This window comes from Arthrobacter sp. GQ119 (genome assembly GCF_059759125.1).
This window is the reverse complement of the sequence record NZ_JCAXEA010000007.1, coordinates 40587-62611: the sequence shown is the minus strand read 5'-3', so window position 1 is coordinate 62611 and position 22025 is coordinate 40587. Positions and strand designations below refer to the sequence as shown.

Genomic DNA, 22025 nt, shown 5'->3' with positions numbered 1-22025 from the left:
GCCTTTCTGGCAAAGATTTCCGCTCTGTTACAAAAGTGCACAGCTAATCCTCCGCAAGAGGATGGGTGCCGGCGCCAAGGACCTCGCACTGAAGATGTGGCTCTTCCCCTACCTGACCTGGCTGGCGATCGGCAGCATCGTCGCACTCATCATCGGCATGGTGATCCTCGAATCCACGCGGGAGTCGCTCCTGCTGTCCACCGCCCTGGCCGTAGTTTCCGCCTGAATCGGCTGAACCTGAAATGAACCGTCCGCCAGGCGGGCCGCAACGGCCCGCCCGGCGGGCGGTTTTGTGCTTCCTGCTTTCTCCGGCGCACCGCCGCTGCAGGGTCAGCCCTGTCGGGGCGCGAACATGATCAGCGCAACCCCGGCCAGGCACACGGCTGCGCCGATGAGGTCCCAGTGGTCCGGCCTGAAGCCGTCCAGGATGATGCCCCAGAGCAGCGAACCCACGATGAACACCCCGCCGTAGGCAGCCAGGACGCGCCCGAAATTGGCATCGGGCTGAAAGGCGGCCATAAAGCCGTAGATTCCCAGGGCAATGACGCCGAGCCCGGCCCACCACCACGCCCTGTCTTCCCGCACCGCCTGCCAGATAAGCCAGGCACCGCCGATTTCAGCGGCAGCGGCAAGGGCGAAAAGCAGAACCGACTTCAAAATCGTCATGGCTCCAGTATTTCGTTCTGTGGAACTTATCCACATCTGCCCGTCATATGACTGGCACCACGGCGGTTTTCCCTCTAGATTCACAGCGACACTCGGAGTCCGACAGAAAATTGGGGAAAATGTCGCATCAACCACCTGTTTCCGCGCACGCCGCGCCGCAACTGCCGCCGAACCCGCCCGGAACACCTCCGGAAGCTCTTCAGCCCGGAACGGCGGCGGAGTACCTTCAGCGCGGAACGGCTCCCGAGCCGCCCCGGGGTTCCGGCGCCCTGGATATTGGCCGGCTCTGGGCGGGTGCCGCTGTCTCCGTAGCGTCCTACCTGGCGGTGTTGATCTTCAGCCTTGCCTTGCTGGTGCTCACGCTTGCCGGCATTGCCGCGAGCCAGGGCACCCTGGTCCCGGCGCTTGACGGAGCCTTGCCCGCGGAGGAAGCGCCGGATGCCTGGTCACAGCTGGGCCAGCTCACGGCACAACTCGTTGCCATGGCGCATTTGGGCGCCGTCGATACCGTGGTCCAGGGTGCTGTGCCCTTCTTGGGAACGATCCGCGGGGACGGGATGGCCTATGTGGTTCCCGTGACGTTGCTGCTGGCCAGCGCGTTGTGTGTCTACTTCGGCAGCCGCGTCGCCGAGCAGAGACTCCCTTCGGCTGGCAGGCCTCAGCTCCTGCTCCAGTCTGTTGTTACCGGTGTGGCCTATTCCCTGCTGGTCAATGGTGTGGCGGCAGCAGCCTCTATCCGGTATCCCGCCACCGAAGCTGTCACTGTCGAGCCACTGTCCGCCGGCAATCCCTGGTCGGTTGTCGTGGCCTTCGTTGTCGGCGCGGGAATGTCCGCGGTGGCCCGAAGCGGCGTCGTTGCCCGCCGCACCCCGCCCGCTCGTCCGGCACGCGTTCTTGGCGCACTAAACCTGCCCCTCGCCGCGGTTGCGTTCCATGCTTCCTGCTTTGCTGCCGTCGCCGCTCCCGCTGCATGGATCACAGCCGCGGTGTCCGGGGGCTGGAGCGCCCTTCTGTCCGGCCCCCTGTGGATCGGCAACGCGGTGGGTTACGGCCTCGTGGCCGGGCATCTCGGAGGCCTGCGTGTACTCACGGAGACGTCACAGATCCTGGGCGGACGGGAGAGCCGGAGCGATGATCACCTGGTGTACGGGTTCGGAGCGGATGTGGCCGGCACTGATGCAGCAGCCGGCGCCTGGGCCGCCCTGGCGCTGGCCTTGGCCTGCACGGTTGTTACAGGCATTGCTGTTCTGCTTCGCCGGGGGCGTGCGACGACCACCGATATTCTGTCGTGGATTCCTGTGCCCGCGGCGTTCCTTGCCCTGGGACTGCTGCTGATGCCGCTGCTCACCGCGCAAGCGGGCTTCGACGTCCCGGGACTCGCTTCGGGGCAGTTTCTTCTGGCCCCGGCCTGGTGGTCGCCCGCGGTCTTCCTGGCATGGGGGCTGCTGGTGGAAGTGGTGGCCCGCTTCCTCGCCCCTTACCTGCTGCCTTTCGTGCCGGCCCGGCTGCAGCGGCTTGCCCGCGTGTTTCCGCCCCGGTCCGCAGAGGCACCGGCGGCGCCCTCGGGGCCGGGCCCGGACAGCCCGGAAGCGGCCGCTGGCACCGCGCCCGGAAGCAGTTACGGCTACGGTCCCGCCCCGGAATCCGGTCCCGCCCCGGAGTCCGGCATGGCCCGGGAGCTTTCGGCCAAGGGAAAGAAGCGCGCGCTGGTGGCGCTGTCGGCTGTCGGAGCTGTCGTTGTGTTGGCTGTCGGTTCTGTGGTGGCGGTCAACGCGGTCAAGGCCGGCCCGGACCAGCTGGTGCGTGAATACGTTCAGGCCTTGGTGGACGGAGATGCCGAGAAAGCCCTCGGCATTCTGGATCCCGACATTCCCAATGAGGAGAGGGTCCTGCTGACCAACGAGGTCTTCCGGGCGGCCGGAAACCGGGTGGAGGGCTTCGAGGTGCTGTCAAGCAAGGTGTCCGGCGAGGCAGCGGTGGTGCACGTCGAGCTCAGGCAAGGCGGGCGGAAGCACGAGCAGGCGTTCAGCCTGCGCAAAAACCAGCCGGAACTCCTCGATGACAACTGGACGTTCGGCAGCACTCCGCTGCAGCGCGTCGCCGTCACCGCCGATGCCGCCGTGAACTCCCTCTCAATCAACGGTGTCACCGTGCCGACAGGGCAGGAGAACGAGAATGCGTTCTCCACGTACTTCAGCGTTCCGGCTTTCCCGGGCTCGTACTCCGTCGGCCTTCCCGAAGATGAAAAGTACCTTGCGGCCGCCAAACAGGAAGTGCTGGTGGCCGTCGGGTCTGCGCCCCAGGCTCCAGAGGACGCGAAACTCACTGTGACGGCTTCGGAGCACCTCCAGGCCGAAACATCCCGCCAGGTTGACGCCGCCCTGGCCGCCTGCGCCAAATCCACGGAGATGGATCCCCAGGGCTGCCCGTTTTCGGGGTTTGCCTTCGGTGACGTCCGGAACGTGAAGTGGTCCATCACCTCCGAACCGGACTACACGATGCAACGGTCCTTCGACGGCACGTGGCGGCTCAGCGGCGCCACGCCTGGGGAAGCGTCGGTGACGTACGAGCGGAATGCGTCCTTCAGCAGAACCCGCCCCGAGTGGGAGAAGGAGACGGACCAGGTGGATTTCTACCTCCGTGGCAGCGTCTCGGTAGCGGCGGACACGGTGCGGGTAAGGCTTTCGGCGTTCTGACCTCCCAAACCCGGCAGCGGAGACCGCAAGTGCGCTGGATTTCCAGGCGGTCCGGTTTTCCACATAGCAGTCTCCGCTGCTCCCGCCCGGGTCACTGCCGCGCTAGCCTCGAGTCAGCGCACGAATCGCGGAATTCCTCCCCGATGCACTAAGATAGTGAAGTCTGTGCTGCGTCCTGCCTCGAATTTGGAGAAGGGCATGCACAGCACCGCAAATGAACCTCCTGTTACGGAAATGCCGTAACCGCTTAGCCCAAAGGAGGTGGGTTCACATATGCGTCCTTACGAATTGATGGTAATCATCGACCCCGAGGTCGAAGAGCGTACCGTAGAGCCGTCGCTTCAGAAGTTCCTGAATGTCATCACCAACGATGGTGGAACCATCGAAAAGGTTGACATCTGGGGCCGCCGTCGCCTGGCTTACGACATCAAGAAGAAGTCCGAAGGTATCTACGCCGTGGTGAACTTCACCGCCAAGCCGGACACCGCCAAGGAACTTGACCGCCAGCTGAGTCTCAACGAGACCATCATGCGCACCAAGATCACCCGCCCCGAAGAGCAGAAGGTCGTTGCTGAGTAATTTCAGCTCCCGGCTTTTATTCTTTACCCCGCAGGAACGAACAAGGAGGCAGTAGATGGCAGGCGAAACGACTATTACGGTCATCGGTAATCTCACCAATGACCCCGAGCTGAGGTTCACCCCGTCAGGTTCGGCAGTAGCGAACTTCACCATCGCTTCCACGCCCCGCACGTTCGACCGCCAGTCCAATGAGTGGAAGGACGGGGAAACCCTGTTCCTCCGCGCGTCGGTGTGGCGGGAAGCAGCCGAGAACGTTGCCGAATCCCTGACAAAGGGCATGCGCGTCATCGTTTCCGGCCGGCTGAAGAGCCGTTCCTACGAAACAAAAGAAGGCGAAAAGCGCACCGTTATCGAGCTCGAAGTCGATGAAATCGGCCCGAGCCTGCGCTACGCCAATGCCAAGGTCAACCGCACCCAGCGTTCCGGCGGTGGGGGTGCCGGAAACGGCGCGCAGGGCGGCTTCGGCGGCGGCAACAGCGGCGGTGGGTTCGGTGGCGGCCAGGGTGGAAACCAGGGCGGCAACACCGGCGGAACATGGGGCGGCAACCAGCCCGCAGCGCAGGAAGACCCTTGGGCAACGCCCGGGGTCAGCAACGCGGGCGGCGGCTGGGGCAACGGCCCGGATTCCGAACCTCCCTTCTAAAACAACACATTAAAGGCCCGACGCCGGGACCGCCCGGGTGCCTTAGGCACCGAGGTGACTGCCGCCGTCGGACCACCACCATCCCGTGGATCAATATCCACGGGCTCCATAGAAAAGGAGCTCCACGATGGCTAAGGCTGAACTCCGTAAGCCCAAACCAAAGTCCAACCCCTTGAAGGCCGCTGACATCACCGTCATCGACTACAAGGACGTAGCATTGCTGCGCAAGTTCATCTCCGACCGCGGAAAGATCCGCGCCCGTCGCGTCACTGGCGTCACGGTGCAGGAACAGCGCAAGATCGCCCAGGCAATCAAGAACGCCCGCGAAGTTGCTCTGCTGCCTTACTCCGGCGCTGGCCGCGGCTAAGGAAGGGATTAACTAACATGGCAAAGCTCATTCTGACCCACGAAGTCACCGGTCTCGGTGCTGCAGGCGACGTCATCGAGGTCAAGGACGGTTACGCACGTAACTTCCTGCTGCCCCGCGGCTTCGCCCTGACTTGGACCAAGGGTGGCGAGAAGCAGGTTGAGTCCATCAAGGCTGCCCGCGTCGCCCGCGAGCACGCTTCCCTGGAAGATGCTCAGAAGCAGGCCTCCGCTCTGTCCGCCAAGCCGGTCAAGCTGGTCGTCAAGGCCGGCGAAAGCGGCCGTCTGTTCGGCACGGTCAAGCAGGCCGACGTCGCCGACGCTGTTGAGGCCGCTGGCCTTGGCCGCATCGACAAGCGCAAGGTTGAACTGCCGACGCACATCAAGTCGGTTGGTTCCTACCAGGCCAACGTCCGTCTGCACGACGACGTTGCCGCTGTGATCGAACTCGACGTAGTCGCAGGCAAGTAGTCTTTCCGGCCTCGCGCCTGATTGCTGCTCAGCCCTGAACTGCTGACGGCCCCCGCTGTCGGATTCCTTCGGGAATTCCGGCAGCGGGGGCTTTCGCGTTAAACCGACGATGTTCGCGCCAGCGACGACTACGCCGCCGACAGGCTCAGGCGTGGTGGACCAGGGGGGTGTAGTACCGGTAACCCGCGCGGATCAGCGCAGCCAGGGCATCTTCATCGACGTCCGCGAGCTTGTTGACGTAGACGCAGCCAGCGCCGACCGTGTGCTTGCCCAGCCGGGTGAGCAGTTCAGCGGCCTCCGGCGCGGCGCTCAGGCCATAGAGGGACAGGTTGGCCTTGCGCGGCGAGAAGCCGTCACCTGTGTCTTGTTTTCTGCCATGGACGCAGTGTACGTCCATCGCCATGGGGGCTGGCTGGTAGCCTGCTCCGGTGATCCCAGAAACCGGAACAGCCGTCCGCCGTCGTCCTTTTGCCCAGGTGGACGTCTTCACCCGCGAGCCATACCGGGGAAATCCCCTCGCCGTGGTGATGGACGCCGAGGAGCTCACCGCTGAACACATGCAGCGGTTCGCGAACTGGACCAACCTCTCGGAAACCACGTTCCTGCTGAAGCCCACCGTGCCGGAAGCCGATTACCGGGTACGCATCTTTACCGGCAGCGAGGAATTCCCGTTCGCCGGCCACCCCACGCTTGGCTCCGCCCACGCTTGGCTGGACTCCGGCGGCGTGCCTCAGCAGAGCGGGGTGCTGATCCAGGAATGCGGAGCGGGCCTGGTGCGCGTCAGGTACGACGACGGCGACAGGCTGGCTTTCGCCGCTCCGCCCCTGACTCGGTCAGGACCCGTAGCTGAGCAGGACTTGCAGCGGATTGCGGCGGGTCTCGGGTTGCCGCGGGAGGCGCTGCTGGATGCCGCCTGGCTCGTCAACGGGCCCGAGTGGATCGGTGTGCTGCTGGAGTCCGCAGAACAGGTATTGGCAATCAGGCCCGACTACGCGGCCATGGAGGGGCTCATCGTGGGCGTCATAGCCCCGTATGCCGAGGGAGCCGCCGCCACCTTCGAGGTCCGCACCTTCATACCCGGGGATGCCGCCCCCGAGGATCCCGTGACGGGAAGCTTCAATGCCGGCGCGGCGCAGTGGCTGATCGGCACGGGGCGCGCACCGGCCTCGTATGTTGCCTCCCAGGGCACCGTGCTGGGACGGAAGGGGCTCATCCACATTGAATCCGACGGGGACGACATCTGGGTGGGCGGGAATGCCGTGACCTGCATCCGGGGAGCCGTCGATCTCTAAGCCGGAATAAACACCGGACCCGCCCGGTTGGACACACTAGATGCAAACGCATGTACCGTGAGACGGTCCGACCCTGAGGAGACCACTGTGGAGACCCGCCGCATTACCGTTCTGTCCGCCGGCCTGGGAGTGCCGTCGTCGAGCAGGCTGCTGGCCGACCAGTTGGCAGACGAGGCGAGCCGGAGGCTTTCGGCGGCCGGCTACGAGGTCACGGTCGATGTGGTGGAACTCCGTGACCTGGCCGTGGACGTGGCCAACAACTTCGTCACGGGCTACGCGGGACCCCGCCTCGCCGAGGTCATCGCAGGAGTGCAGGCCTCGGACGGCATCATCGCCGTGACGCCCGTCTTCAGCGCCTCGTACAGCGGGCTCTTCAAGTCATTCATCGACGTGCTCGATCCCAAGTCGCTCGATGGAAAGGCCGTGCTCCTGGGCGCCACCGGCGGAACCGACCGGCACCAGATGGTGCTCGACTACGCGATGCGCCCGCTCTTCAGCTACCTGCGCGCCCGCGTTGCCGCGACGGCCGTCTTCGCCGGCCCCCAGGACTGGGGAAACACGGACGACGGCGGAAATCCCCTTTCGGCCCGCATCGGGCGCGCGGCGGATGAGTTTTACCGCCTTCTCGAGGGCGTACAGCCGGGCAGGAAGCAGGCGCCGCTGGAGTCCCTGCCGTTTGAACAGCTGCTGGCCGGGATCAGCACCGGACGCTAGGGCACGCCCGGCGAACTATTCCCGGCACCCGCTCGTTGTGGGGGACATGAAATGTCCTGTGGATTCTGTTGACCTGATCATGAGCGAACGCAGCGGTGTGGAGATTGACTACTGTCCCCAGTGCCGCGGCGTATGGCTTGACCGCGGCGAGCTGGACAAGATCATTGACCGCGCGGACTCCTTCGCCGGTGCCGCGGCGGCATCTCCCCCGCCGGCTCCGGGCATGGTCCCGCCTCCCCTGTATCCGAACCCGGACCTGCGGCGGGAGCAGCCGCGCTACGACAAGCCGCGGTACGACGACCGCAGCTACGGCAAGGGCTACGACCGCGACCACGACCGGCGCCGGCCGAAGAAGAAAGAGGGCTGGCTGGGCGAGCTCTTCGACTTCTGACGGCGCTCTTCGGGCAGTCAGGCAGCAGAGCCAGGCCTCCAGTAGGGGCTAGTCGTCCAGCAGGGCGATGAATTCACGTGCCTGCTTCATGGTGATGTCCGAATGCTTCGTGAGTGCGGTGGCGGCAGCCTCGGTGTTGCCACTCTTGGCCAAGGTGCGGATGCGGCCGTAAATCTCGTCATTGAGCATGTTGCTGCTGACTTCGCGGGTGACGTCGCCCTTGCTGGCGATCGCCCGGTACCGGTACGGGAACCGCTGGGGAGGTTCGTCATCGGGGTCCGGTTCAGTGGCCGCCGCCGGCTCGGCACGGTAGGGCTGCGGGTGGGCGGCCAGCGCGGCAACGGCATCCCGGGAGGCCCGCAGCCCGAGTCCGGAAACCTCGTAGTAGAGCTTGATCGCGGCCATCGCCTGGCCCTGGGCAATCAGGGCATAGAGCCTGCGGTGCTCGTCCTCGGAAAGCCTGGCAGCAGCCATCCTGGCCAGCTCAGCGGACTCCGGCGGCGCCTGGGCGGGACCGTCGGCAGGCTTCTGCCGGCGGTTCCATGCGCGAGCGGCCAGGATCATTGCGACGGTGACGGCCACGAGGATCAGGAGGGGGATCACAAGCGATTCCATGGTTCTAAAGCCGATCTACATATTGCTTGGCGGTTAAGAGGTCCGAACGGGTTGCCTGGCGCAGGAGCCTGATTGCCTGGACTTTCTGCCCGTTACGCACCATTGACTGCAGCTGGAGAGCCAGCTGGGGGTTCAGCTGGCCGCCGGGCAAAGCTGCCCCGTGGTAAGCCTGGGCCAGGACCGCCTCCCGGGCGTGATCCTGCTGCTGCGTGTGTTGCTGTTCGTTCTGGCTGGGACGTGTGGCCGCATCCACCCGGGCACGCGCCGCGGTGGCAGCCTGGACTTGGGCGGCATAGTGGGCCTGTGACCGCATGGCCAGGTCCAACTGATAGCGTTCCGCCTCCGACATTCCGGAATCGCGCGGCCGGAGCGCGGTGGTCAGGGCCCACAGGATCGAACCGACAACGAGGACAGGCAGTATGACTATCAATGCGTCGCCCATATCTAGAGCTTAGGCCAGTTACGCGTTATCCACAGCATATGCAGGTATGCGTATGCTGCTGCCCAATGCGGGCCGCGCTCGGCGCTTGTCGCGCGGAGGAGCGGGAGCAGCGCGGCATCCGCCGCCCCGGGTCAGCGAGATTGATCACATCGCGGGCATATTAGACGCCGAAAACCGTGAATCTACCGGCCGGTATCCCCAGCACAAGGGTTGAGCCTGTGGATGAAGGTTCACAAAAAGAATTTTGAGTCCACAGGGTGCGAGGAGCGTTTCCGCAGGTCAAAGGCCATATTTGGATAAAAGAAATTTGATATCCACAGCTTCGCCCACAGACTGTGCACAAGCAGGGAGGCATTGTGCACAGGTTATCCACAGACGTGCAAAACCCGCCGCTTTGTGCGTTGCCCGGCGGGCGCTAACGTAGCGGAGACACCGATTCAGGACATGCGGGCCGCAACAGCCAACCGGATCTGGGGGCTCCTTTTCACGGCCTCCACTGATGGGCTATGCCCTGTGGAAAACCTGTGGATGAGGCGTCGCCTTGGACTCGCGGCCTCCGCGGAAATTGTCGGGGCCGGCTGATAGAAGTTGCCTTAGCCGGCGCAGCAGCTTCCACGGCGGGGCGCATCCAAACGGCACAGGCAGACTTGCCGCAGGCCTCTTGAGGGACTGCGGACACTATGGAGGACGGCAGTTTTGTCAGTTACGCACCTGGACTCAATCGAGGGCACCCGCACCGAGGGCAGCCGCAAGCCTCCGCAGGATATTCCGGCCGAGCAGTCCGTCCTGGGCGGCATGATGCTCTCCAAGGACGCCATTGCTGACGTCGTGGAGATCCTCCGGGGCCAGGACTTCTACCGTCCCGCCCACGAGACCATCTACGAGGCGGTGATTGACCTCTACGGCCGTGGTGAACCCGCAGACGCGGTGACCGTTTCGGACGAACTGACCAAACGCGGCGAGATCAACAGGATTGGCGGTCCCGCCTACCTGCACGAGCTCATCCAGACAGTCCCTACAGCGGCCAACGCCGGCTACTACGCCGAAATCGTGGCCGAGCGCGCCGTCCTCAGGCGGCTGGTCAACGCCGGAACCAAGATCGTGCAGCTTGGTTACGGCCAGGATGGCGAAGTCGAAGACCTCGTGAACCAGGCCCAGGCGGAAGTCTATGCGGTGGCCGAACGCCGGACCGCGGAAGACTACGTGGTCCTGAAGGACGTCATGGAGTCCACCGTGGACGAGATTGAGGCCTCCGGCCACCGCGGTGAAGGCATGGTGGGCGTTCCAACCGGCTTCTACGAGCTGGACGAACTGACGCACGGTCTTCACCCCGGCCAGATGATCGTCATTGCGGCACGCCCCGCCGTGGGCAAGTCCACCTTCGCCCTCGACTTCGCCCGTTCCGCAGCCATCAAGAACAATCTCGCGACTGTTATGTTCTCGCTGGAAATGGGCCGGAACGAGATCGCCATGAGGCTCTTGTCGGCCGAGGCCACCATCGGCCTTCAGGACCTCCGCAAGGGCACCATCAAGGATGAGCAGTGGTCCAAGATCGCCACCACCATGGGCCGCATGAATGATGCCCCGCTGTTCATCGACGACAGCCCCAATATGTCCCTGATGGAAATCCGCGCCAAGTGCCGCCGCCTGAAGCAGCAGCACGACCTGAAACTCGTGATCCTTGACTACCTGCAGCTTATGAGTTCCGGCAAGAAGGTGGAGTCGCGCCAGCAGGAAGTGTCTGAGTTCTCCCGTGCCCTCAAGCTGCTGGCCAAGGAACTGCAGGTTCCGGTCATTGCCCTCTCCCAGCTGAACCGTGGGTCCGAGCAGCGCCAGGACAAGCGGCCCATGGTCTCGGACCTCCGGGAATCCGGATCAATCGAGCAGGATGCCGACATGGTCATCCTGCTGCACCGCGAGGATGTCTACGACAAGGAGTCGCCGCGTGCCGGCGAAGCGGACATCCTTGTCGCCAAGCACCGTAACGGCCCCACCAAGGACATCGTGGTCGCCTTCCAGGGCCACTACTCGCGCTTCGCCAACATGGCCGCGGACGCCGGAGGCGGCGGCTTCTAACCGGTGCGCCTCTAACCGGCCGCTTGCCGCCCCGCCTGCAGCAGGTGGTTGGGGAGCCGGTTCCCCGGCGCGGCTGCACGGATTTCCAGGAGGTGCCGGGCATGGGCGTGGAGGCGCTTGTCCTCGTCGGAAACCGGCACCCACTGGGGAACCGGAACCGACGTGCCCTCGGCGTCCCGGGCCACCATCACCGTGAGGCAGTACGTGGTCAGGCTCAGCTCACCGCCTTTAGGGTCACCGGAGCGGACATGTACCGCCACATGCATGCTTTTGGCGCCGGTGTAGACGAGCCGTGCCTCCACCTCAACCACGTGTCCGATCAGAAGCGGGCGGTAGAACCGGACGCCGCCGGAAAAGACCGCCACGGTGTCCTTGCCGCAGTAGCGCGAAGCGCAGACGTACGCCGCCTCGTCGATCCACTTCATGACGATGCCGCCGTGGACCTTTCCGCCCCAGTTGACATCCGTGGGCGCTGCCATGAAACGGAGCACCACGCGCTCGGCGGTGCCGGCGTCGGTATATTCCTGGGCGTTCATGGCTTCCACAATCCGTTCGCGGATCCGGATGCGGGCCAGGGCGTGGTCTCGCTGTTCCAGTTCCTCGGAGGTGGAGGGCTCAAACTGCTGCACCGGGACAGGCCTGCCGCCCTCACCCACGGCCACAAAGATCACCATGCACTGGCTCCGCATCGTGGCGGCCCCGCCCTTGGGATCTCCGGAGGACACCACGGTGCGGATGTGCATGGAGGAGCGGCCTGTGTAAACGATGGTGGCGGTAACTTCCACCATGTCCCCGCTGTTGACCGGGTCCGCGAAGTGGATGTTCCCCACATAGGCAGTGACGCAATAGGACTTGGCCCACCCGACGGCGGCTGCGTACGCTGCCTTGTCCACCCACTCCAGGACGGTGCCGGCATCCACGGAGCCGCTGTGGCCGATGTCGGTGGGAGCGGCCAGGAAGCGGAGGGTGACGGAATTGGCGGGGCGTTCGCTCATGCTGTGAGTTTATGGCCAAGTGGCGAACTGGCCCAACGAAAACGGCGGCTGCGCACCAAAGGTGCACAGCCGCCGTCGTCCGTGTGTACCGGAGAAGACTGCCCGGTGGAAAGGCTAGGCGAGGACGCCCAGCTTGGAGCCCGGCCGGCCGAAGAGGGCGCGGTCCACGGAGAGACGGCCCGCTCCGGTCAGGGCAACAGCGAGGCCGGCGGCGGCCAGCAGGAGGACCAGTTCGTAGCCGCCATTCGTGGCGAAGACGCCGGCCGGGGCGTGCACCAGGAAGAAGGCGCCGAGCATGTTCAGCGCCAGGAGGGCAGAAAAGACGCGGGCCAGCACGCCAAGGATCAACGCAATGCCGCCGACGAGCTCAAGGGTGGCCACGATGGGAGCCACCGCCTCGGCTGCGGGAACACCCATCTTCGTGAAGGCTGCCTGCGTGCCCGCGATGGTGAATTCGTTGAACTTCTGCCAGCCGTGTGCAGCGAACAGGAAACCTGCAATAACGCGCAGGACGGTCAGTGCGGCGGTGGTCAGGGTGGACTGGTTCATGGTGGTTACCGTTCGGGTCGGTTGCAATTGGTCTTATGGTCGGACGGCGGGTCGCCGCCTGATGCTTCCATTCCACTGTCCCGCACCATTGGTTGAAGAGTCAACTAATTGTGACGATTCGCACGCTCCCACGTATGGGCGCCGGTCCGTAAGTGTCCGAGTGCCCCCGCGAAGGACTGCCCGTCGGGCCGGCGGCTAGGCTAAAACCGTGCCTGATTCCCCTGCCGCCGCCGTGCCGGCTGTGAAGCCCGCGAGCCATGCCCGCGACATCCTGCGCCTCGCCGTTCCTGCTTTCGGCGCATTGATCGCTGAGCCGCTCTTCCTGCTGGCCGACTCCGCCATCGTTGGCCACCTGGGCGTGGCGCAGCTGGCCGGCGTCGGACTGGCATCCGCGGTGCTGCATACGGCGGTTGGCCTGATGGTGTTCCTCGCCTACTCCACCACACCCGCAGTGGCGCGGGCCGTGGGCGACGGCCAGTTCGCCAAGGCCCTCGCCGCCGGGCGCGACGGCGTCTGGCTCGCCCTGCTGCTCGGGATCGTGCTGGCCGCGGCGGGTTGGTTTGCGGCGGAGCCCCTGGTGGGGCTGATGGGGGCCGGCGGCGACGTCCGCTCCTTCGCTGTGGATTACCTGCGCTGGTCCATGCCCGGGTTGGTGGCCATGCTCCTGATCTTCGCCGGAACAGGCGTGCTGCGGGGTCTGCAGGATACGCGCACCCCGCTGGTGGTGGCCACCGCGGGCTTCGCCGTGAACATCGTGCTGAACGTAGTGCTGGTCTACGGGCTGGGCTGGTCCGTGACCGGATCGGCCGTAGGCACGAGCATCGCCCAATGGGCCATGGCAGCCGTCTACCTGGTGATGGTGCAGCGCAACGCCCGGCGACACGGCGTTTCCCTCCTGCCCGACTGGCACGGGATCCGGGCGCTGAGCAGGGTGGGCTCCTGGCTGATGCTCCGGACGCTCAGCCTGCGGATCGGCATCCTGGCCACGGTGCTGGTGGTCACCGGCCAGGGGGCGGTAAACCTCGCCGCGCACCAGCTGGCCATGACCATGTTCACCTTCTTTGCCTTTGCGCTTGATGCCCTGGCGATCGCTGCCCAGGCCCTCATCGGCAAGGAGTTGGGCGCCTCCAATCCGGAGAAGGCGCGGCTGCTGACCCGCACCATGATCCGCTGGGGCACGGGTTTTGGCGTGGTGACGGGAGCGCTGCTCGCGGTTGCGGCGCCCTTCACGGGCGCGCTGTTCACTTCCGACGCCGGTGTGCAGTCCGTGCTGACGCTCGCGCTTTGGGCGCTGGCCGCCGGGCAGCCGATCGCCGGATACGTGTTCGTCCTTGACGGCGTCCTGATCGGAGCAGGTGACGCGAAGTACCTGGCGCTTACCGGCCTCGTGAACCTGGCGGTGTACCTGCCGCTGCTCATTGCGGTCCCGCTCGCCGGGACAACCGGGGCGGCGGCACTCGTGTGGGTATGGGTTGCCTTTTCGCTGGGCTACATGCTGGCCCGGGCCGTGACCCTGGGGCTGAGGGCGCGGACGGACCGCTGGATGGTGCTCGGCTCCTGAGGCCGGTTGTCCCGGATTGAGGGAAGCGCCGGATTCGACGACGCAGGCGGCGGCACTAAACTGGAGCGGTGACTTTCCCCGTGAACCCTGCCGAGCCGGCCCCTGCCGCTGCCCATCAAGCGGAGCTGTGGAAGCCCGTGCTGCTCCGCGCGGCGGCCGCCCTGGTGTTCGGCGCTGTGACCATTTTCTGGGCGGCGCCGTCGGTGGCGGGCATGGGATTTGCCGGAGGGCTGTACCTGCTGGCCACCGGCGCAGCGCTTTTCCGGGGCATTCCCATGAACGGCCTCCGCCGCGACGGGTCGCCCGGCAGGGCCATGTCGGCCGCGGCATCAATCCTCATCGGTGCGGGCGTGACGTTGATGGTCCTGCAGGGGAACCTGCTGTTCGCCGTTATCGCGGCGCTGGGAATCGGCCTGCTCGCCGCAGTTGAACTGTACGTGGGCTGGCGCTTCCGTGGCCGGCATGTCCTGGCCCGGGACTGGCTCGCCTCGGGCGTCATTGGGCTGGGGACGGCGGTGGCCCTGCCGTTCTTCGTTCCGCTCGGCCCGCACGCCCTGTTGGGGGTCGCCGGCGGTGGCGCCATAATCTCCGGCGTGCTCTGGATCCTTGCTGGCCTTTCGCTCAGGCACGATGCGCGGACGGGCCCTGCGAAGGCCGTAAACTAGAAGGCAAGGGTTCTACTCCTTGTAGAACAAACACACATCACAACGGGCTGGCCTGACCGTCGCCGCCCGCATGAGAGGACACGCCGTGGCAAACCAGAAACCAGGAGAACCGCGCAATCTGCGGACCTCGGTTAAGGGACCGCTGATGTTCTCCGCCTTCTGGGCCGTGGTGGCGTTCTTCGCCGTGCTGATCTTCGCCTCCGGCGGCAGCTCCCGCGTCCCGCGCTTCGACCTCGCGTTCACCGGCGCCGGCATTGCCTTCATCGTCACGCTGGTCATCGCGGCCATGCTGTCCATGAGCTACAAGGACAACGCCGAACACCTGGGCAAGGGATCCGGCGTGAACCTCAGCTCAGCCAAGCGGCCCCCGCACGGATACAGCGGCGGCGGAACCCAGACGCCTCCGGCTGCTTCCGGTTCCACCGACGGATCAACGTCCGACGGCGGCAAGTCCTAGCGCCTGCCTGCTCACCGCCTGCCTGCTCAGCGCCTGCCTGCTCACCTGCGGCCTACTCGCCTGCGGCTACTCGCCTGCGGCGCGGCGGGCCCGATACGCCGCCACGTGCGCACGGTTGGCGCAGTTTCCAGTGTCGCAGTACCGCTTTGACCGGTTGCGGCTGAGATCCAGCACCACGGCCTCACAGTCGTCCGCTGCGCAGACCAGCATTCTGTCCATTTCCTTGCTGCGGATAACGTCCACGAGTGCCATCGCGGCTTCCGTTCCCATGCGGTCTGCCAGCGGAGCGTCGTGGGTAGTGGCGTGAAGATGCCAGTCCCACCCGTCGTGCTTGAGGAGCTGCGGGAGGGCATGGGCTTCGCGCAGGAGCCGGTTGACCCCTTCCACGGCCGTGTCCTCATCGGCGGTCCAAAGCCCCGCGAGCTCCGCCCTGAGGGCGTGGACGCTGGCCAATTCGGCCGCGTCCCTGGTCCGTGACCCACTGAAGCCCTCCGCCTCGAGGAACCGGTCGAGGTCCGCCGCGGTGGCCAGTTTTTCCTCCCCGTTCGCCGCGCTGTTGATCAGGTTCACCACGGCGCGCAAAGCGACCTCAGTGTCAGGGGTAAAGACCATCTTGACTCCTTACTTGGCCAAGCGTAGTGTCATGACCAATATCCCACTTTACTCCTGACAGGAGAATGCCGTGTCTGCAGCCAGCAACCGCGCCAGCATTTCGCCCCGGCCCGGGCAGGTTTCGGCTGCGGCTGCCCCAAAAACCGCTTCTGCGCGGAGTTTCCTTGCGTCCGGGCTTGGGATTGCCGTCATTTCCTCTGCCGTGTTCGGGCTTTCGGGCTCCTTTGCCAAGGCTCTCCTCGAAACGGGCTGGACCCCCGGCGCAGCTGTGGCGCTCCGGTTGACGGGCGCCGCGCTCATCCTGGCGGTCCCGGCCGTTCCCGCCCTTCGCGGACGCTGGCACCAGCTGCGGTCGAACTGGGTGACCATCGTGCTGTTCGGCCTGATCGGTGTGGCCGCCTGCCAGCTGTTCTATTTCAACGCTGTTTCCCTGCTGTCAGTGGGCGTTGCGCTGCTGCTGGAGTACCTGGCCCCCGTCCTGATCGTGCTGTGGCTCTGGCTGGCCAGCAGGAAGCGGCCGCGGCCGCTTACGGTCGCCGGGTCTCTGTTGTCGCTGGGCGGCCTGGTGCTGGTCCTGGACCTGACGGGCGCTGTGAAGGTGGACTTCGCAGGTGTGCTGTGGGGCGTGGCGGCGGCCGTCTGCCTGGCCATCTATTTCTTCATCACGGCCAAGGAAAACGACACGCTTCCGCCGATCGTCCTAGCCTCGGGCGGACTCATGGTGGGCGCAGTGGTGATATGGCTGACGGCGGCCACCGGCCTCCTTCCCATGGCCTTCAGCACCGCGGACACGAAACTTGGGCCATGGACCACGCCCTGGTGGGTTGCCCTTGCCGGACTCGTGGTCCTTGCCACCGTCCTGGCCTACGTTTCCGGAATCATGGCCGCCCGCGCTCTGGGTTCGAAGGTGGCCTCCTTCGTTTCGCTGACTGAGGTGCTGTTTGCCGTGATCTGGGCCTGGCTGTTGCTGGGGGAGCTGCCGGCGGTCATCCAGCTGGCAGGCGGCGCCCTTATCGTGGGCGGCGTTGTGCTGGTCAGGCTGGACGAGCTGAGAGGCTCCAAGCGGGGGACGGAACCGGGGACCCAGGTGCGCGCACCGCTTGACCACCCAAACGACGTCGAACCCGTTCCCTAGGCTTTGCGCCGCGGCACTCGTCTGCACCGACTCCTTAAACGCCGGGAGGGCCGGACGCCATAGCGTCCGGCCCTCCCGGTGAATCCCCTAGCGGGAAGCTTCCTCCTGCTGGGAGGCGTTGCGGGAAGCATGCTTCCCGGCTTCTTCCAGTGCCTGCGCAACCCTGGTGAGGCCGTTCGCGTGCTGGCTCTCCCAGTCGCTGCGGAACTTGTCGGCGTCCGGCCCCTTCCAGTCGGTGCTCTGGAGGGCCCTGGCCAGCATGTTCTTCTGCTTTTCGATCTCAGCTGCTCCAGCCTGAAGCTTGGTGCCCAGGTCTTTCAGCTGGGTTGTGTCTGCACCCCAAAAAGCCATTTGTTTTCTCCTTAATCAACGGACCCGATCCAGTCGGCATCCCCAGCGGCCTCCGGCTCGTCCGGAAGATCCATTGCCTCAAAGCTACCCTCGAACACAAAATGGCGCGATGGGCACCGCTCCCCATGGCGGCGGAGCCCCTGCCGAAACGGTCCGGAGGGTCGATCGCGGGCGATCCAGAGCCTAGCATGGGGGTATGTGCCGGAACATCCGAACCCTCCACAACTACGAACCGCACGCCACGTCCGAGGAGGTGTATGCCGCCGCGCTCCAGTACGTGCGAAAGGTCAGCGGCAGCACCAAGCCCTCCAAGGCCAACGAGGAGGCGTTCGACCGTGCAGTGCATGAGATAGCGCACGCGACCCAGCACCTGCTGGAATCCCTCGTGACGCATGCCCCGGCGAAGGACCGGGCCGAGGAAGCCGCGAAGGCAAAGGCGAGGGCAGCCGTCCGCTTCGGCGCCGCCTGAACGGCGGCCGGGAACCGACGCCCGGTAATCTACCTGCCGAAGCCGCGCAGCCGCAGGGAGTTCGCCACCACCAGCACGGAACTGGCTGCCATGGCCACGCCCGCGATCATCGGGTTGAGCAGCCCAAGCGCGGCCACCGGGATGCCCACGGCGTTGTAGAAGAACGCCCAGAAGAGGTTGGTCTTGATGGTGGCCAGGGTGCGGCGGGACAGTTCGATGGCGGTTGCCACCTGGCCGAGGTCGTTGCCCATGACGGTGAGGTCCGCAGCCTCAATGGCCACGTCCGTGCCGGAGCCCATGGCGATGCCAAGGTCCGCCTGCGCTAGGGCAGGGGCGTCGTTCACGCCGTCGCCGGCCATGGCCACGGTGGCACCGCCGGCCTGCAGCCGCCGGACCGCGTCCACCTTGCCTTCGGGCAGCACACCAGCAAAGACATCCTCCGCGGGGATTCCGACGGCGGCAGCCACGTGGGCGGCCACGGCGGCGTTGTCGCCGGTCAGCAGGATGGGCCGCAGGCCCAGCCGCCTGAGCCGGCTGATCGCGGCTTCGGATCCCGGCTTAATCGTGTCCCGCAGGGAGATGATGCCCGCGGGCTCGCCGTCGACGGCCACCCAGATGGCAGTGGCCCCTGAGGCCTCGGCGGCCGCCAGCGCGTCGAGCAGGGCCGGAGCCGGGGACACGCCGTTCTCGTGGAGCCAACCGGTCCGCCCGGCAACCACTGGCCGCCCTTCCACGGTTCCCGCCACTCCGCCACCGGGAGCGGAACGGAAGCTGACGACGGCGGGGAGGCGGCCGCCGTCGGCTGCCACTGCCGCAGGGACGGCAGCGCGTGCGGCTGCGGCAATGGCGTGCGCGATCGGGTGCTCGGAGGCGGCTTCCACCGCACCGGCGAACCTCAGGACGTCGGCATCGCTGAACGGTTCGAAGGCAACCGTGGAATCGACGGCCAGGTGACCGCTCGTTACGGTGCCGGTTTTGTCCAGGAGGATGGTGTCCGCGGTGCGGGTGTCCTCCAGCACCTGCGGGCCGCGGATCAGGATGCCGAGCTGGGCGCCCCGGCCTGTGCCGGTCAGGAGGCCCACCGGAGTGGCCAGGCCCAGCGCGCAGGGGCAGGCAATTACCAGCACCGCGACCGCCGCGGTGAACGCGGCGCGCAACTCCGGATCCGTGATGTCCGGACCCGCAAGCAGCAGCCAGGCCGTAAAGGTGAGGACAGCGATGGCGAGGACGATGGGGACGAAGACCGCACTGATGCGGTCCGCGAGGCGCGCGATCGGGGCCTTGCCGGTCTGTGCCTGGGCCACCATGCGGCCCATCTGGGCCAGCGTCGTTTCGGCGCCGACGCGCGTGGCGCGGACCAGCAGCCGCCCGGAGGTGTTGATGGTGGCACCCGTGACGGGGCTGCCCGGGCCTACTTCGACGGGAACAGCTTCGCCGGTCACCAGGGAGGCGTCGACGGCGGATGAACCGTCCACGACGACGCCGTCCGTGGCGATTTTCTCGCCGGGGCGGACCACGATGACGTCGCCGACCGCGAGCCGGTCAGCAGGGATCTTCACTTCGGCTTCGTTGACAAGTACGGTGGCGTCCTTGGCCCCGAGATTGAGCAGCGCCTTGAGGGCATCGCCTGCCTTCGCCTTGGCGTTCGCCTCGAGGAAGCGGCCCAGCAGCAGGAAGGTGGTGACCACGGCGGCGACCTCGAAGTACAGGCCGCCTGAACCGGTCATCCCTTCCATGCCGGGATGCTCGGTCAGCCTCGGATCAGCGAGCAGCTGCCCTGCCGAGAAGGCGTAGGCGGCGATAACGCCGAGGGACACCAGCGTGTCCATTGTGGATGCCAGGTGCCGGGCGTTGACGGCCGCCGCGCGGTGGAAGGGCCACGCGGCCCAGCTGACCACCGGGAGGGCCAAAGCGGCGGCAACCCATCCCCAGTTCGGGAACTGGAACGCCGGAATCATCGAGATCAGGAAGACGGGAACCGTCAGCATGGCCGCGGCGATCAGGCGGGGCCTGAGTGACTGGGCGGTGCCGCCGTGCGCCAGGTGGTCTTCGTGGTCCCCTGCGGCGTCTGCCTGAGCGGCAGGCCGGATGCCTCCGGCGTCGCCGCCCGAAGGGTGCTGGACCGGTTTGATCCTGGCCTTATAGCCTGCCGACGCCACCTGGTCCGTGATCTGTTGGTCCGTGATGCCGGCCGGAACCGTCACATGGGCCGATTCCAGCGGGAGGTTGACCGTGGCCCGGACGCCCTCGAGCTTGCCGAGCTTCTTTTCCACCCGGTTGACGCAGGATGCGCAGGTCATGCCCTCGATGTCGAGTTCGACCACCCTGTTGTCTGGGCGGTGGGGCAGTTGATCTGTGCTCATTTCGGCTCCTGGCGGTGTGGGTCGCTTGTGTGTCTTTGTGCGCCGCTTGGGCGCCGTTTGCGGGAAGTGGGTTTAGGCCTCGTTGGCGACAACGAGGTAGCCGGCCTCGGCCACGGCTTCACCGATTTCGGACGGCGAGAGTTCCTGCGTTGAGGTGATGGTGACCTTGGAGAGGCCGCCGGCGTTGAGATCGATATCGATCTCCTCAACGCCGTCGAGCGATTCAAGCTCTTCACTGACGGCCGACACGCAGTGTCCGCAGGTCATTCCGGAAACATGGACGGTGGTGGAGATGGTGCTCATTCGTGGCTCCTTGTGATTGGCCGGCGGGCAGGCCGGCTGCATGGGTGGTTGGTTTTGCCGTTACCGCAGCAGGCGTCCGATGGCGTCCGCGGCTTCTTTCACTTTGAGGTCGATGGCCTCGGCCCGCAGGCCGGGGTCGGGCTCGGAGGCTGCACCGATGACGCAGTGTCCGATGTGCTCCTCGACGAGGCCAAGGCTGACCGCATGCAGCGCCTTGGTGACGGCGGCGACCTGGGTCAGGATGTCGATGCAGTACTTGTCCTCCTCCACCATGCGCGCGATTCCCCGCACTTGTCCTTCGATGCGGCGGAGCCTGCGCAAGTAGGCGTCCTTGTCTGCGGTGTAGCCGTGCTGGGGCGGTGATTCTTCGCCGACCGGGTCTTCGGTCACTGCCGATGACGGTCCTTCGGGAGTGTTCATATCTCCAAGGTATACCCCTAGGGGGTATCAGTCAACGAGGCTCCGCCCCGCATCTCCATTGGAGGGCGGGCTGCCGGCCGCATCCGGGCACAAAAAAGCTCCGGAGTGCGTTATTGGGGGATACGCACTCCGGAGCGGTCTTTGGCAGGCTTTCGGATCAACCTGCGGTAACCAGCTTACTTGGGCCTGGCGGTGTGTGCCACCACCTCGAATAACTACTTTCACTTTACTTACAGGACCGCGGAATTGCCGGGTTTTCCCTCGGGAAAAGTGTCACTCCGGCTCGTCCTGGTGGGCGGGCTTCCGGAACGGCACCACCAGGACCGGACGGTTTTGATGGTGGGTGAGCCAGGCGGCGACCGAGCCGTTGAGGAGCTCCGTAATGCGGTGCCCGAATCCGCGTTCCGGGGTTCCCACGACAATTATGGGGGTGTCCACCTCCGCCGCGAGCCTGCCGAGCGCCCTGGCGGGATCGCCGGCAAGCGTGCGGAGGGTCCACTCCGTGGGTGTCCCGGGCCGGACGGCGGAGGCAATGACTGACTTGAGGTCTTCGGTCACCGACCTGATCTCGTCGTCGTTCTTGTCCGGATGAAGGGAAAGGCGGTGCGTGGACCGCGCAGGATCCCACTCCACGAGGTAGCTGGCCTCATCCACGTAGGCAAAGAGCAGCGGGGCTGTCAGCCGTTGGGCGAGGGCGACGGCCGTCTGAAGTACTTCGGGATGCTGGCCGGGAACTACGCCGACGAGCAGGGGAGCCGGGCCACTGAATCGCTCTGGAGGCATACTCAATTGTGTTCCCCGCTGTGGGTAATGACCAGCCTTTGAACTGGGCGTTTGTCCCCTAAGAGGCACTGTAGGGACTCCGGCAGGCGGGTGGGCCGAATGCCGCGGCTCCCTTGAATCCGGAGTGCCGCACGCATAGCGTGGAGTCGTAGAGAGGCGGCGGACATGCAAATTTACATGTGGTGGCTTGATCTGGACCTGAAGAGCAAGGAGTGGCTCCGGGAACACCTGCGTGCCGAGGAGCTTCCGCTCTTTGTCATGCAGGGAATCGCAGAAGCCGGGGGCCCGCATCCGGACTCTCCGCAGAGCGTCCTGACCGAAGCCGAGTGGGATTTCATCGAGACCCAGTCGGAATTCGTGGACTGACCTTCGCCTCTTCAGCAACGAGCCGGTGGAACGGCTCGGGCTGCT

At 65.8% G+C, this 22025-nt stretch carries 27 protein-coding genes and 1 pseudogene; 16 read left to right on the top strand and 12 right to left on the bottom strand.

The window, feature by feature from the left end:
* Window positions 1–37: 37 nt before the first annotated feature.
* Window positions 38–217: pseudogene (locus AC6CH3_RS08350) on the top strand (amino acid transporter); the annotation flags it as partial.
* A 113-nt stretch (window positions 218–330) separates the two neighbouring features.
* Here the strand turns inward: AC6CH3_RS08350 and AC6CH3_RS08345 are convergent.
* The gene (locus AC6CH3_RS08345; protein ID WP_498131989.1) at window positions 331–666 is read right to left on the bottom strand and encodes a YnfA family protein; all 336 of its coding nucleotides are present in this window, start codon (window positions 664–666) and stop codon (window positions 331–333) included.
* A 119-nt stretch (window positions 667–785) separates the two neighbouring features.
* On the opposite strand from AC6CH3_RS08345, the gene AC6CH3_RS08340 reads away from it, so the two are divergent.
* The 5 genes from AC6CH3_RS08340 to rplI all read left to right on the top strand — a co-directional run bounded on the left by AC6CH3_RS08340 (window position 786) and on the right by rplI (window position 5421).
* Window positions 786–3362 carry a hypothetical protein gene (locus tag AC6CH3_RS08340; RefSeq protein ID WP_498131988.1) on the top strand — a complete coding sequence of 859 codons (2577 nt, stop codon included), beginning with the start codon at window positions 786–788 and terminating at the stop codon, window positions 3360–3362.
* A gap of 273 nt (window positions 3363–3635) precedes the next feature.
* Entirely contained in the window at window positions 3636–3941 is a 306-nt protein-coding gene (rpsF, locus tag AC6CH3_RS08335; protein WP_050683795.1) for a 30S ribosomal protein S6, read from the top strand.
* A 55-nt stretch (window positions 3942–3996) separates the two neighbouring features.
* The gene (locus AC6CH3_RS08330; protein WP_494033716.1) at window positions 3997–4584 is read left to right on the top strand and encodes a single-stranded DNA-binding protein; all 588 of its coding nucleotides are present in this window, start codon (window positions 3997–3999) and stop codon (window positions 4582–4584) included.
* Between the two features lie 127 nt (window positions 4585–4711).
* On the top strand, window positions 4712–4951 hold the full coding sequence (gene rpsR, locus AC6CH3_RS08325; protein WP_003800144.1) for a 30S ribosomal protein S18: 240 nt from the start codon (window positions 4712–4714) through the stop codon (window positions 4949–4951).
* A gap of 17 nt (window positions 4952–4968) precedes the next feature.
* A complete protein-coding gene (rplI, locus tag AC6CH3_RS08320; RefSeq protein WP_400576855.1) occupies window positions 4969–5421 on the top strand; it encodes a 50S ribosomal protein L9 in 453 nt (150 codons plus the stop codon).
* Between the two features lie 145 nt (window positions 5422–5566).
* On the opposite strand, the gene AC6CH3_RS08315 is transcribed toward rplI, so the two are convergent.
* Window positions 5567–5824, bottom strand: coding sequence for a DUF1801 domain-containing protein (locus tag AC6CH3_RS08315; RefSeq protein ID WP_498131987.1), 258 nt, complete (start codon window positions 5822–5824; stop codon window positions 5567–5569).
* Between the two features lie 25 nt (window positions 5825–5849).
* Here AC6CH3_RS08315 and AC6CH3_RS08310 point away from each other — a divergent pair, with 25 nt between their 5' ends.
* The 3 genes from AC6CH3_RS08310 (at window position 5850) to AC6CH3_RS08300 (ending at window position 7818) form a co-directional block, all read left to right on the top strand.
* Window positions 5850–6713, top strand: coding sequence for a PhzF family phenazine biosynthesis protein (locus tag AC6CH3_RS08310; RefSeq protein WP_498131986.1), 864 nt, complete (start codon window positions 5850–5852; stop codon window positions 6711–6713).
* An 87-nt stretch (window positions 6714–6800) separates the two neighbouring features.
* Window positions 6801–7427: an FMN reductase gene (locus tag AC6CH3_RS08305; protein ID WP_498132103.1), complete on the top strand. Its 627-nt coding sequence runs from the start codon at window positions 6801–6803 to the stop codon at window positions 7425–7427.
* 58 nt (window positions 7428–7485) lie between these two features.
* The gene (locus AC6CH3_RS08300) at window positions 7486–7818 is read left to right on the top strand and encodes a TFIIB-type zinc ribbon-containing protein (protein ID WP_498131985.1); all 333 of its coding nucleotides are present in this window, start codon (window positions 7486–7488) and stop codon (window positions 7816–7818) included.
* 48 nt (window positions 7819–7866) lie between these two features.
* On the opposite strand, the gene AC6CH3_RS08295 is transcribed toward AC6CH3_RS08300, so the two are convergent.
* Window positions 7867–8433, bottom strand: coding sequence for a hypothetical protein (locus tag AC6CH3_RS08295; RefSeq protein WP_498131984.1), 567 nt, complete (start codon window positions 8431–8433; stop codon window positions 7867–7869).
* 4 nt (window positions 8434–8437) lie between these two features.
* Window positions 8438–8875: a hypothetical protein gene (locus AC6CH3_RS08290; RefSeq protein WP_498131983.1), complete on the bottom strand. Its 438-nt coding sequence runs from the start codon at window positions 8873–8875 to the stop codon at window positions 8438–8440.
* A gap of 696 nt (window positions 8876–9571) precedes the next feature.
* Here AC6CH3_RS08290 and dnaB point away from each other — a divergent pair.
* The gene (gene dnaB, locus AC6CH3_RS08285) at window positions 9572–10951 is read left to right on the top strand and encodes a replicative DNA helicase (RefSeq protein WP_400576841.1); all 1380 of its coding nucleotides are present in this window, start codon (window positions 9572–9574) and stop codon (window positions 10949–10951) included.
* 11 nt (window positions 10952–10962) lie between these two features.
* Here dnaB and AC6CH3_RS08280 read toward each other — a convergent pair whose 3' ends face one another.
* Together AC6CH3_RS08280 and AC6CH3_RS08275 are read right to left on the bottom strand one after the other, a co-directional pair.
* Complete coding sequence (locus tag AC6CH3_RS08280; RefSeq protein WP_498131982.1) at window positions 10963–11946, bottom strand: acyl-CoA thioesterase; 984 nt, start codon at window positions 11944–11946, stop codon at window positions 10963–10965.
* Between the two features lie 114 nt (window positions 11947–12060).
* Window positions 12061–12495, bottom strand: a complete 435-nt coding sequence (locus AC6CH3_RS08275; RefSeq protein WP_498131981.1) for a DoxX family protein — start codon at window positions 12493–12495, stop codon at window positions 12061–12063.
* 208 nt (window positions 12496–12703) lie between these two features.
* On the opposite strand from AC6CH3_RS08275, the gene AC6CH3_RS08270 reads away from it, so the two are divergent.
* From AC6CH3_RS08270 to AC6CH3_RS08260, 3 genes are all read left to right on the top strand, one after another.
* Entirely contained in the window at window positions 12704–14056 is a 1353-nt protein-coding gene (locus AC6CH3_RS08270; RefSeq protein ID WP_498131980.1) for an MATE family efflux transporter, read from the top strand.
* 68 nt (window positions 14057–14124) lie between these two features.
* Window positions 14125–14721: a hypothetical protein gene (locus AC6CH3_RS08265; protein ID WP_498131979.1), complete on the top strand. Its 597-nt coding sequence runs from the start codon at window positions 14125–14127 to the stop codon at window positions 14719–14721.
* 85 nt (window positions 14722–14806) lie between these two features.
* A complete protein-coding gene (locus AC6CH3_RS08260) occupies window positions 14807–15178 on the top strand; it encodes a hypothetical protein (RefSeq protein WP_498131978.1) in 372 nt (123 codons plus the stop codon).
* 66 nt (window positions 15179–15244) lie between these two features.
* Here the strand turns inward: AC6CH3_RS08260 and AC6CH3_RS08255 are convergent, their stop codons facing one another.
* Window positions 15245–15790: a CGNR zinc finger domain-containing protein gene (locus tag AC6CH3_RS08255; RefSeq protein WP_498131977.1), complete on the bottom strand. Its 546-nt coding sequence runs from the start codon at window positions 15788–15790 to the stop codon at window positions 15245–15247.
* Between the two features lie 97 nt (window positions 15791–15887).
* Between AC6CH3_RS08255 and AC6CH3_RS08250 the strand changes: the two genes are divergently transcribed.
* Complete coding sequence (locus AC6CH3_RS08250) at window positions 15888–16925, top strand: EamA family transporter (protein ID WP_498132102.1); 1038 nt, start codon at window positions 15888–15890, stop codon at window positions 16923–16925.
* Window positions 16926–17012: 87 nt separating this feature from the next.
* On the opposite strand, the gene AC6CH3_RS08245 is transcribed toward AC6CH3_RS08250, so the two are convergent.
* Window positions 17013–17276, bottom strand: a complete 264-nt coding sequence (locus tag AC6CH3_RS08245) for a hypothetical protein (protein WP_498131976.1) — start codon at window positions 17274–17276, stop codon at window positions 17013–17015.
* A gap of 196 nt (window positions 17277–17472) precedes the next feature.
* On the opposite strand from AC6CH3_RS08245, the gene AC6CH3_RS08240 reads away from it, so the two are divergent.
* Window positions 17473–17745 (top strand): DUF2277 domain-containing protein, encoded by a 273-nt coding sequence (locus tag AC6CH3_RS08240; protein WP_400576819.1) that lies wholly within the window; start codon window positions 17473–17475, stop codon window positions 17743–17745.
* A 29-nt stretch (window positions 17746–17774) separates the two neighbouring features.
* Here AC6CH3_RS08240 and AC6CH3_RS08235 read toward each other — a convergent pair whose 3' ends face one another.
* From AC6CH3_RS08235 to AC6CH3_RS08220, 4 genes are all read right to left on the bottom strand, one after another.
* Window positions 17775–20108 (bottom strand): heavy metal translocating P-type ATPase, encoded by a 2334-nt coding sequence (locus AC6CH3_RS08235; RefSeq protein ID WP_498131975.1) that lies wholly within the window; start codon window positions 20106–20108, stop codon window positions 17775–17777.
* A gap of 72 nt (window positions 20109–20180) precedes the next feature.
* Window positions 20181–20411 carry a cation transporter gene (locus AC6CH3_RS08230; protein WP_494033730.1) on the bottom strand — a complete coding sequence of 77 codons (231 nt, stop codon included), beginning with the start codon at window positions 20409–20411 and terminating at the stop codon, window positions 20181–20183.
* Between the two features lie 60 nt (window positions 20412–20471).
* A complete protein-coding gene (locus AC6CH3_RS08225) occupies window positions 20472–20831 on the bottom strand; it encodes a metal-sensitive transcriptional regulator (RefSeq protein WP_498131974.1) in 360 nt (119 codons plus the stop codon).
* A 273-nt stretch (window positions 20832–21104) separates the two neighbouring features.
* A complete protein-coding gene (locus AC6CH3_RS08220; RefSeq protein WP_498131973.1) occupies window positions 21105–21614 on the bottom strand; it encodes a universal stress protein in 510 nt (169 codons plus the stop codon).
* Between the two features lie 165 nt (window positions 21615–21779).
* Between AC6CH3_RS08220 and AC6CH3_RS08215 the strand changes: the two genes are divergently transcribed.
* Window positions 21780–21980: a hypothetical protein gene (locus AC6CH3_RS08215; protein ID WP_498131972.1), complete on the top strand. Its 201-nt coding sequence runs from the start codon at window positions 21780–21782 to the stop codon at window positions 21978–21980.
* Window positions 21981–22025 lie beyond the last annotated feature (45 nt).

Coding starts and splice junctions, on each gene's coding strand:
- AC6CH3_RS08340 (WP_498131988.1), top strand. CDS start 786: ATGTCGCATCAACCACCTGTTTCCGCGCACGCCGCGCCGCAACTGCCG.
- AC6CH3_RS08235 (WP_498131975.1), bottom strand. CDS start 20,108: ATGAGCACAGATCAACTGCCCCACCGCCCAGACAACAGGGTGGTCGAA.
- AC6CH3_RS08215 (WP_498131972.1), top strand. CDS start 21,780: ATGCAAATTTACATGTGGTGGCTTGATCTGGACCTGAAGAGCAAGGAG.
- AC6CH3_RS08240 (WP_400576819.1), top strand. CDS start 17,473: ATGTGCCGGAACATCCGAACCCTCCACAACTACGAACCGCACGCCACG.
- AC6CH3_RS08280 (WP_498131982.1), bottom strand. CDS start 11,946: ATGAGCGAACGCCCCGCCAATTCCGTCACCCTCCGCTTCCTGGCCGCT.
- rplI (WP_400576855.1), top strand. CDS start 4,969: ATGGCAAAGCTCATTCTGACCCACGAAGTCACCGGTCTCGGTGCTGCA.
- AC6CH3_RS08225 (WP_498131974.1), bottom strand. CDS start 20,831: ATGAACACTCCCGAAGGACCGTCATCGGCAGTGACCGAAGACCCGGTC.
- AC6CH3_RS08330 (WP_494033716.1), top strand. CDS start 3,997: ATGGCAGGCGAAACGACTATTACGGTCATCGGTAATCTCACCAATGAC.
- AC6CH3_RS08315 (WP_498131987.1), bottom strand. CDS start 5,824: ATGGCGATGGACGTACACTGCGTCCATGGCAGAAAACAAGACACAGGT.
- rpsR (WP_003800144.1), top strand. CDS start 4,712: ATGGCTAAGGCTGAACTCCGTAAGCCCAAACCAAAGTCCAACCCCTTG.
- AC6CH3_RS08345 (WP_498131989.1), bottom strand. CDS start 666: ATGACGATTTTGAAGTCGGTTCTGCTTTTCGCCCTTGCCGCTGCCGCT.
- AC6CH3_RS08220 (WP_498131973.1), bottom strand. CDS start 21,614: ATGCCTCCAGAGCGATTCAGTGGCCCGGCTCCCCTGCTCGTCGGCGTA.
- rpsF (WP_050683795.1), top strand. CDS start 3,636: ATGCGTCCTTACGAATTGATGGTAATCATCGACCCCGAGGTCGAAGAG.
- AC6CH3_RS08230 (WP_494033730.1), bottom strand. CDS start 20,411: ATGAGCACCATCTCCACCACCGTCCATGTTTCCGGAATGACCTGCGGA.
- AC6CH3_RS08275 (WP_498131981.1), bottom strand. CDS start 12,495: ATGAACCAGTCCACCCTGACCACCGCCGCACTGACCGTCCTGCGCGTT.
- AC6CH3_RS08295 (WP_498131984.1), bottom strand. CDS start 8,433: ATGGAATCGCTTGTGATCCCCCTCCTGATCCTCGTGGCCGTCACCGTC.
- AC6CH3_RS08290 (WP_498131983.1), bottom strand. CDS start 8,875: ATGGGCGACGCATTGATAGTCATACTGCCTGTCCTCGTTGTCGGTTCG.
- AC6CH3_RS08245 (WP_498131976.1), bottom strand. CDS start 17,276: ATGGCTTTTTGGGGTGCAGACACAACCCAGCTGAAAGACCTGGGCACC.
- AC6CH3_RS08255 (WP_498131977.1), bottom strand. CDS start 15,790: ATGGTCTTTACCCCTGACACTGAGGTCGCTTTGCGCGCCGTGGTGAAC.